At 61.2% G+C, this 4,278-nt stretch carries 5 protein-coding genes and 1 tRNA gene; 5 read left to right on the forward strand and 1 reads right to left on the reverse strand.

The annotated features are described in order from the left end of the window. Window positions 1–562 precede the first annotated feature (562 nt). The 5 genes from M2S36_RS24975 (at window position 563) to M2S36_RS24995 (ending at window position 4,142) form a co-directional block, all read left to right on the forward strand. Window positions 563–1,198, forward strand: a complete 636-nt coding sequence (locus M2S36_RS24975) for a TetR/AcrR family transcriptional regulator (protein ID WP_003260720.1) — start codon at window positions 563–565, stop codon at window positions 1,196–1,198. A gap of 194 nt (window positions 1,199–1,392) precedes the next feature. Then, window positions 1,393–2,361 (forward strand): GTP 3',8-cyclase MoaA, encoded by a 969-nt coding sequence (locus tag M2S36_RS24980; protein ID WP_207832194.1) that lies wholly within the window; start codon window positions 1,393–1,395, stop codon window positions 2,359–2,361. 66 nt (window positions 2,362–2,427) lie between these two features. Next, complete coding sequence (locus tag M2S36_RS24985; protein WP_063911729.1) at window positions 2,428–3,033, forward strand: DUF4823 domain-containing protein; 606 nt, start codon at window positions 2,428–2,430, stop codon at window positions 3,031–3,033. Window positions 3,034–3,043: 10 nt separating this feature from the next. Further along, complete coding sequence (locus tag M2S36_RS24990; protein ID WP_207832192.1) at window positions 3,044–3,604, forward strand: DUF1285 domain-containing protein; 561 nt, start codon at window positions 3,044–3,046, stop codon at window positions 3,602–3,604. A 136-nt stretch (window positions 3,605–3,740) separates the two neighbouring features. Further along, window positions 3,741–4,142, forward strand: a complete 402-nt coding sequence (locus M2S36_RS24995; RefSeq protein WP_207832190.1) for a cupin domain-containing protein — start codon at window positions 3,741–3,743, stop codon at window positions 4,140–4,142. A 59-nt stretch (window positions 4,143–4,201) separates the two neighbouring features. On the opposite strand, the gene M2S36_RS25000 is transcribed toward M2S36_RS24995, so the two are convergent. Continuing rightward, window positions 4,202–4,277 (reverse strand) — tRNA-Asn (locus M2S36_RS25000). Window position 4,278 lies beyond the last annotated feature (1 nt).

Consider the following 4,278-nt stretch of genomic DNA (forward strand, 5'->3'; position numbering starts at 1 on the left):
ACATTTGTTTCGGGCCAATTATTCCTGTGGGATTTGCGCGCGAACGCCTTGGCGCATGGCTCGATATCGCGTCGTACAAACAAGGCGGTCGCGCGCGCTGGCACAGGCGATACTGGCCCGAAACAGATGTAGGAGCGAGCTTCGCTCGCGATGCGCCGCGCGGGCGGCGCTCGATTTCACAGGCGCTGCAAAACTTGAGGCAGGCACCTGGTAGCCCGCCTGCAATCCTCCTCGAAACACCCAAAAAAAACCCGGGTTCTGGGGGGGGAATCCGGGTTAAGACCATTAGGAGTAAAACAAAGGTACGCGGTCCCTGAGCACCTTTATCGGCGCGCCACTTGGGGGGGATGCGCCGCGCCAACACTTCAAGTATTGGTCAGGTTTGGCGCAGTGCCAGTGCATATTGGTCGTTTTTTAAACAGATTTGGAATACGCCGACGTTTCATTCCTCCCGCAGCGCATGGCCGTATGCATCGTGAAACACAGACATGCGTGGATGATCCGTGCAATTTCCCGCAAGTTAGGCATAATAAACCGCTTCGATTGTCATCCAGTCCTTCCTATGCAGAAAGAACCTCGTAAGGTCCGTGAGTTTCGCCGCCGCGAACAGGAAATCCTCGACACCGCGCTCAAGCTGTTTCTCGAACAGGGTGAAGACAGCGTCACCGTCGAGATGATCGCTGACGCCGTGGGCATCGGCAAAGGCACGATCTACAAGCACTTCAAGTCCAAGGCGGAGATCTACCTGCGCCTGATGCTCGACTACGAGCGTGACCTGAACGCGCTGTTGCATTCGGCCGACGTCGACCGCGACAAGGAAGCCCTGTCGCGAGCCTACTTCGAGTTCCGCATGCGCGACCCGCAGCGTTACCGGCTGTTCGACCGCCTGGAAGAAAAGGTGGTCAAGGGCAACCAGGTGCCGGAAATGGTCGAGCAGTTGCACAGCATTCGTGCCTCCAACTTCGACCGTCTGACCCAGTTGATCAAGGGCCGTATCAGCGAAGGCAAGCTCGAAGACGTGCCACCGTACTTCCACTATTGCGCCGCCTGGGCGCTGGTGCACGGTGCCGTGGCGCTGTACCACTCGCCGTTCTGGAGCAATGTGCTGGAGGATCAGGAAGGCTTCTTCCAGTTCCTGATGGACATTGGCGTGCGCATGGGCAACAAGCGCAAACGCGATCCCGAACCTTCCAACTGAGAAAGTGCAGGCTCTCCCTGAAGCCTGCCAGGCAGCGTTATTGGGGCTGCGCAGCAGCCCCATGACTGACAAGCCTGCTCCCGCGACAGCACGGCGACACCGACACCGACAGCGGCAAAAAGGATAGGGGCTTGCAAAAACCTGATTTATGAGTCAGGTTTTGCCAGCCCTCATCATCCATGCCGGAGTCATTCATGATCGTCGATCGTCAAGGCAGGCGTTTTCGCAACCTGCGCGTCAGCCTGACGGCTGCCTGTAATTATGCCTGCACCTACTGCGTACCAGACGGCAAGCGCCTGGTGGCAGCGCAGGACGAACTGCCGGCGGATGCCCTGGCCCGTGGCGTGGCCTACCTGATCGAAGCCGCCGGCATCGAGCGCTTGCGCATCACCGGCGGTGAGCCATTGGTCAGCCCGCGCCTGGATGCCTTCCTGGCTGCCGTGGCCAAGCTCGACCTTGAGGATATCTCGCTGACCACCAATGGCCAGCTGCTGGCGCGCAAGCTGCCCCAGTTGCAGGCGGCCGGTATCCGCCGGCTGAACGTTTCCCTCGATACCCTCGACCCGCAGGCCTTCCGCCGCATTGCCCGGGGTGGCGATCTGGCCAGTGTGCTGGCGGGTATGGAGCAGGCCAGTGCCCTGGGCATGCAAATCAAGGTGAACATGGTGCCGATGCGCGGGCACAACCTCGAGCAGGTGCTGCCACTGCTGGATTACTGCCTTGAGCGCGGCTTCGAACTGCGCTTCATCGAACTCATGCGCATGGGCCACCTGGCCCGTGACCACAACGCCTTCCTGCAACAGTTCGTCGGCCTCGACCAGTTGCTCGCACTGATCGCTGGCAAGCATGCCTATGCCCAGGTCGACGCGCCGCTGGACGCCACCGCCTTGCGTTATCAGATCCCTGGCAAAGGCCACTTCGGCGTGATCGCCAACGAAAGCGTACCGTTCTGCCGCACCTGCTCGCGGCTGCGCCTGTCCTCCACGGGCTGGCTGCATGGCTGCCTGTCGTCGGGCAATCGCCATTTCGTCGGCGACCTGCTGGAAAAGCCGCGTCATCAGGCGCTACCGGCCCTGCAGCGCTTGCTGGTGAAGGCCTTGGCAGACAAGCAGGACCTGGCGTTTTCCGGTGGTGTGATGGTGATGAAGGTGATCGGTGGCTGAAGCTGGCGCAAAAGCTGCATCCGCCGGCTATTCGCCGGTTTTTCGTCGCCGGCCACTGGAGGAAAGATGCGTAGCCTGGTTTTGCTGCTGGCGCTGATGGCGCTGGGCGGTTGCATGAATGTCAGCGACATGGGCGAGGGCGTTCGTTATCACATGAGCGATGCCGGTCTGCTGGACCACAGCGATACCCGTCGCACCCTGTCGATCCGCCTGCAGCCCGATTCGTTCATCTTCATCGGCCAGGGTGCGTTCGTGCCACCGGGCAAGGGGCCGGTGCCACGGCAGAACGTGGTGGCCGAGCAAGCCTTCAAGAGTTTTGTCGAGTATTTCCCGCTGGTGCGTCGCGCCCAGGGCCCGCTGGGTCTGGAAGAGGCCATCGCCCAGGCGCGTTCGGTGGGGGCCGACTACGTGCTGTACACCCGCTTTGCCCGTACCGACGACCGAATCGGCAATGGCGACGAGTGGTATGACGAACAGGCGGTCGACCGCCTGGGCTGGGACACCGGTGTGGTGCAGATGATGCTGATCGAAACCAGCACCCGCTACCTGATCGACACAGCGCGTATCAAGAGCCGTGGCGGTTTGTTGACGTTCCACGATAACACCCCGGAGGATTTGCTTGGCGCGCCGATGCGCGAGTACGCTCGTAGCCTTCTGGGTGTGAGTGAATGAGGCAAGCGTGATGAGCGATTCCGGCAAGGCCAATGATCTTCTGGCGCAGATCCCCAAGGCCAAGGGCCTGCCGCCGGTGCATCTGTGGAACCCGGACTTCTGCGGTGACATCGATATGCGCATCGCCCGTGATGGCACCTGGTACTACCTGGGTACGCCGATTGGCCGCAAGCCGATGGTGCGGCTGTTTTCCACCATCATCCGCCGCGATGGCGATGACTACTTCCTGATTACTCCGGTGGAGAAGGTGGGCATCCGCGTTGATGATGCGCCGTTCGTAGCGGTGGCGCTGGACGTGGTGGGGGAGGGGGAGCAGCAGGTGCTGCGCTTCACCAGCAATGTCGAGGACCAGGTCGAGGCCGGGCCGGCCAATCCCCTGCGCGTGGTGATCGACCCGGTGACGCAGGAGCCATCGCCGTATGTGCTGATGCGCAGCAACCTTGAAGCGCTGATTCATCGCAATGTGTTCTACCAGTTGGTGGAACTGGCGGTACCGCGTGAGATCGAGGGTGAGCAGTGGCTTGGGGTGTGGAGCCAGGGTGAGTTTTACCCGATCGGGCGTAGCAGCTGAGTTCCCTGTTGCCTGTGCCGGCCTCTTCGCGGGCACAGGCAACGATCGGCCTCTTGGTTTTTCCCCGAATTGGCCATTTGTCTCTCTGCCCCACAGGCCTAACCTGCAGGCAATTGCCATCCAGGAGAAGCCCACCATGAAACCCCTGAGCATCATCCTCTTTGCCCTGCTCGCCGCCCAATCCCCTGTCTGGGCCCATGGCGACGCTGCCGACCAGGTCAAGGTCCTGCAGCAGCAACAACCCTCGAACGCCCCCGGCAAGAACGCCGTGATGCTCACCGTCAGCTACGCCCCCGGCCAGGCGTCACCCGCGCATCAACATCCTGGCGCGGTGATGGCCTACGTGCTGGAAGGGGCAGTGCTATCGAAGCTCAACGGCGAGTCGGAGAAAACCTACAAGGCCGGCGAATACTGGTACGAGGCGCCAGGCACCGTACACAGCGTGTCACGCAACGCCAGCCAGACCCGGCCAGCCAAGCTGCTGGTATGGAGCCTGGTGGAGGAAGGCAAGCCCGTGACCGAGCCACTGAAGAACTGATTGTGAACATAACGAAAAAGCCCCCGGTTGCTTGCGCAACCGGGGGCTTTTTCAATGTTTGGCTCCGCGACCTGGACTCGAACCAGGGACCCAATGATTAACAGTCATTTGCTCTACCGACTGAGCTATCGCGGAA

The organism is Pseudomonas sp. SF2 (assembly GCF_036858055.1).
Lineage (GTDB): Bacteria > Pseudomonadota > Gammaproteobacteria > Pseudomonadales > Pseudomonadaceae > Aquipseudomonas.

Bases quoted from the DNA above. Each gene is read 5' to 3' on its own strand.
- M2S36_RS24975 (WP_003260720.1), top strand. From the start codon at position 563: ATGCAGAAAGAACCTCGTAAGGTCCGTGAGTTTCGCCGCCGCGAACAG.
- M2S36_RS24980 (WP_207832194.1), top strand. From the start codon at position 1,393: ATGATCGTCGATCGTCAAGGCAGGCGTTTTCGCAACCTGCGCGTCAGC.
- M2S36_RS24985 (WP_063911729.1), top strand. From the start codon at position 2,428: ATGCGTAGCCTGGTTTTGCTGCTGGCGCTGATGGCGCTGGGCGGTTGC.
- M2S36_RS24990 (WP_207832192.1), top strand. From the start codon at position 3,044: ATGAGCGATTCCGGCAAGGCCAATGATCTTCTGGCGCAGATCCCCAAG.
- M2S36_RS24995 (WP_207832190.1), top strand. From the start codon at position 3,741: ATGAAACCCCTGAGCATCATCCTCTTTGCCCTGCTCGCCGCCCAATCC.